Genomic DNA, 3337 nt, shown 5'->3' with positions numbered 1-3337 from the left:
GCCGTGCCGGGCAGGGGCGGCGTGTCGGTGCTCGATACCGTCGAGAACACCGCGCCGTTCAACGCCACCGGCGCGCCCGCGGTGTCGGTCCCCTGCGGCGAGGTCGAGGGCCGGCCCGTGGGGCTGCAGTTGGTCGGCCCGCCGGGAGCGGACGGGTTCCTGCTCCGGGCCGCGGCGTCGATCGAGTGCGTGCTCCACTGAGAAGTCGGCGGATTTTTTCGCCGCTGGGCCGACGCCGGGGCATGGATCTACCGTCGGACTGGGAGACCGGCACCGTCGCGGCCAACGGCGTCGACCTCCGCTACTACCGGACTGGCGAGGGACCGCCGATCGTCTACGCCCACGGCTTCTACGGTAACGGCCGGAGCCGTCGCCGCCTGATCGACGACCTCGCAACCACCCACACGGTCGTCAGCTACGACGCCAGAGGACACGGGCGGTCGGCGGCGCCCGAGACCGGCTACACCGTCGACGACCGTGCGGCCGACCTCCTCGGGCTGCTCGACGCGCTCTCGCTGTCGGAGCCGGTGGTGATGGGCCACTCGATGGGCGGGGCGACGGTGGCCGCCCGCGNNCCGCCGCCGCGGCCGAGGCGCCGGATCGGATCGCCGGCGCCGTCCTCGTCGATCCGGCGGGGTTCACCGGCGAGCCGGCGCCGATGGGACCCGACGAGCGCGCGGCGTTCGTCCGCGAGCAGGTCGCCGAGTGGGAGGAACGCGGGGTCGACGCGATCGCCGAGGAGAACGCCGAAGAACTGCCCGAGGAGTACCTCGACGCCGCGCCCGGCCAGCCCCGCCGGGAGGCCGAGGCGGCCGTCGAGTGCAGCCCCGTAATCGCCGAGATCGCCCGCGAAGGCTACCCCGAGGAGGCGTACGTCACCGAACTGTTCCCCGAGATCGACGCGCCGACGCTGGTGCTGCGGGCCGACGCTGAACCGGAACGCCGCCGGACGGATCTGGACGCCGCCGAGGCGCTCCCGAACGGGCGGCTCGTCCACGTCCCCGACGCCAGTCACGCGGTGTTCCAGAGCCAGTACGACGCCGCGATGCGGGAGCTTCGGGCGTTCCTGCGCGGCTGTCAGAGCCAGAGCACGAACACGACGTAGCCCGCGAGCATCGACGCGGCGAGCAGGAACACCGCGACGCCGGAGGCCAGCATCCCGACCGTCGCCCAGAGCGCGTTCTCCCACGCCTGCTCGAACTCGCGGTCGGCGCGGCGGATCTCCAGCGCGAACACCGTGCCGAACAGCCCCAGCAGCACGCCGAGCGGGCCGAAGACGAAAAAGAGCACCAGCCCCGCGGCCGCGGCGAGCAGCGTCGTCGTCGTGCGCGCACCCTTGGCCCTGCCCGTGATCGCGCCGCCGAACAGGTCGACCACGATCGTGAGGATCCCGACGACGGTGAAGCTCAGGAGCAGCCAGATCCCCATCCGGCTGGGACCGAAGACGTACTCGACGTACACGCCAGCGAGCGCGAGCAGTCCCGAGGGGACGCCCGGCACGACGCTCGCGACGACGGCGCCGACGAGCAGCGCCAGCGCGACCGCGGTCACGGCGTCGATCATGTTCGGGCGAACGCGGCCGGCGCACAAGAATCCCGGCGGGCGCACCAGCGGATACTTACGTCGAGAGGGGGAACTCCGGCTATGCCCATCGACCCCAACTTCGACAGCAACCGCGAGCGCGTCGAGGGCGAGGAGGCGGCGGCCGCAAGCGGCGAGGACCAAGATGAGGCCGCCGTCGCGGTCTGGGGACCCGTCGACCCGCCGGAGCAACTCGGCATCCACGGCACCCACGTCGCCGTCGACTACGACCTCTGTATCGCCGACGGCACCTGTCTGGAGGACTGCCCGGTCGACGTGTTCACCTGGGTCGACACGCCCGACCACCCCGAGAGCGAGCGCAAGGTCGAGCCGACGTTCGAGGACCAGTGCATCGACTGCATGCTCTGTGTCGACGTCTGCCCGGTCGACGCGATCGACGTGGACGCCAGCCGCGCTGGCGGCGGCGGGCTTTAGTCCCAGTACGCGCGGTGCTCCTTCGCCGTCTCGGTCCCGTACGTCTCCACCAGCGGCTCGCAGGCGTCGCCGAACGCGCGCATCGTCATCCGGGTCGACACCCTGTCGAGATCCACGGCCACGTCGTCCCACTCGCGGTTCTGCAGCACTTTCTCGACGAGTAGTCGCTCTTCATCCGAATCCAACCCCGCCGCGCCGAGGATTAGCTCCCGCAGCGCCAGTTCCGTGAACGCCGCCGGCGCGGCGTGGTAGCTCCCCATCCCGTTGGCGGCGTCGACGACGACACGCCAGTCGCGCTCTGAGAGGGCCGGTTCTTCCGGCAGCGCGCTGTCGTCGACCGCCCGCAGCGCCCCGCGGATCACGTCCGGGTCGACATCCGAGAGCGGTCCAGCGAGCACGCCCGGCGCGCGCTCGCGGAACCACTCGGCGTGCCGGGCAGCGAGGTCGGCCCCGGAATCGGTGAGCGGTCGCACCATCAACGCGGAGTGCTCGCCGCTGGCGTCGTTCTTCGTCGTCGAGAGGTGGACCGTCCGGTAGCCGTTCTCCCGCCAGAAGTCGAGGAGTTCGGGCGTGGCGCCGTAGCCGACGCCCAAGTAATCGACGCGCTCCCCCCGCAGGTCAGCATCGCGGCCCCCGTCCTCGCGGAACTCCGCCTCGATCGCCGAGAGCAGCCGCGAGCCGAGGCCGCCGGACCGAACCGCGTGGTGGGTCGCGATCCGCATCACGCGGTAACCGACCGCAACGCCGCCCTCGCGGTCGCGGAGCTGGCTGGTGAACACGTCCGGCAGCATGTTTCCGCGGATTCGGTCGCCGCGGTAGACGCGCTCCCGCGTCTCCTCGCGCAGACCGCCCTCGCGGGCGAGGAGGGCGACGCTGACGACCCGGCCCTCGTGCAGCAGCGCGCGACAGGTGAGGTTCGGCGCGTCGAGCAGGCGTGCGAGGTCGTCGGGTTCGGTCCGGTAGTGAGCGAGCACGAGCAGGCCGAACGCCTCCCGGAGCAAGTGCTCGTCCGCGAGCAGCCGTTCGGGGGAGAGCGTCTCGTACTCGACTGATTCGGGCGTCGCGTCGGCGACCAACTGGTCGACCGGGGGCCGGGCGTCGAGCAGCAGCGCGCGGAACGCCCACGACTCCACGGGATCGCCGGCGGCGTAGCGGATCGGCTCGTCGAGGCGGGCGTCGGTCACGTCGCGGTCCGAGTCCGCGAGGCTCCCGCGGAAGCGCACGTCGAAGCTCCGACCCGCCCCCTCGTAGCCGTGGACGGTGGTGCAGAAGGCGGCCGGCGGACCGTCGAGGAAGCGTTCGAGCAGCGAGACTGGGAGCG

Annotated in this window: 5 protein-coding genes and 1 pseudogene; 4 read left to right on the top strand and 2 right to left on the bottom strand. The window is 72.1% G+C overall.

Annotated elements, in window-relative coordinates; all coding sequences use genetic code 11:
- The 3 genes and pseudogenes from ACFR9S_RS14440 to ACFR9S_RS14430 form a co-directional block, all read left to right on the top strand.
- On the top strand, positions 1-201 hold a 201-nt coding region (locus ACFR9S_RS14440), incomplete at its 5' end, for an amidase family protein (RefSeq protein WP_379818938.1).
- 41 nt (positions 202-242) lie between these two features.
- Positions 243-620, top strand: a pseudogene (locus ACFR9S_RS14435) (alpha/beta fold hydrolase); the annotation flags it as partial.
- 38 nt (positions 621-658) lie between these two features.
- Positions 659-1105: an alpha/beta fold hydrolase gene (locus ACFR9S_RS14430; protein ID WP_379818937.1), complete on the top strand. Its 447-nt coding sequence runs from the start codon at positions 659-661 to the stop codon at positions 1103-1105.
- On the opposite strand, the gene ACFR9S_RS14425 is transcribed toward ACFR9S_RS14430, so the two are convergent.
- Positions 1078-1563: a DUF456 domain-containing protein gene (locus ACFR9S_RS14425; protein WP_379818936.1), complete on the bottom strand. Its 486-nt coding sequence runs from the start codon at positions 1561-1563 to the stop codon at positions 1078-1080. The two genes, ACFR9S_RS14430 and ACFR9S_RS14425, sit on opposite strands and share 28 nt — an antisense overlap.
- Positions 1564-1644: 81 nt before the next feature.
- Here ACFR9S_RS14425 and ACFR9S_RS14420 point away from each other — a divergent pair, with 81 nt between their 5' ends.
- Entirely contained in the window at positions 1645-2016 is a 372-nt protein-coding gene (locus tag ACFR9S_RS14420) for a 4Fe-4S dicluster domain-containing protein (RefSeq protein WP_379732613.1), read from the top strand.
- Here the strand turns inward: ACFR9S_RS14420 and ACFR9S_RS14415 are convergent.
- Positions 2013-3337 (bottom strand): GNAT family N-acetyltransferase (locus ACFR9S_RS14415; protein ID WP_379818935.1); only part of this gene is annotated, 1325 nt, incomplete at its 5' end. The two genes, ACFR9S_RS14420 and ACFR9S_RS14415, sit on opposite strands and share 4 nt — an antisense overlap.

The sequence above is a fragment of the Halolamina salina genome (assembly GCF_042678005.1).
GTDB classification, from domain to species: domain Archaea; phylum Halobacteriota; class Halobacteria; order Halobacteriales; family Haloferacaceae; genus Halolamina; species Halolamina salina.
Note: the sequence above shows the minus strand (reverse complement) of the source record. Positions and strands in the feature narration are given on the sequence as shown.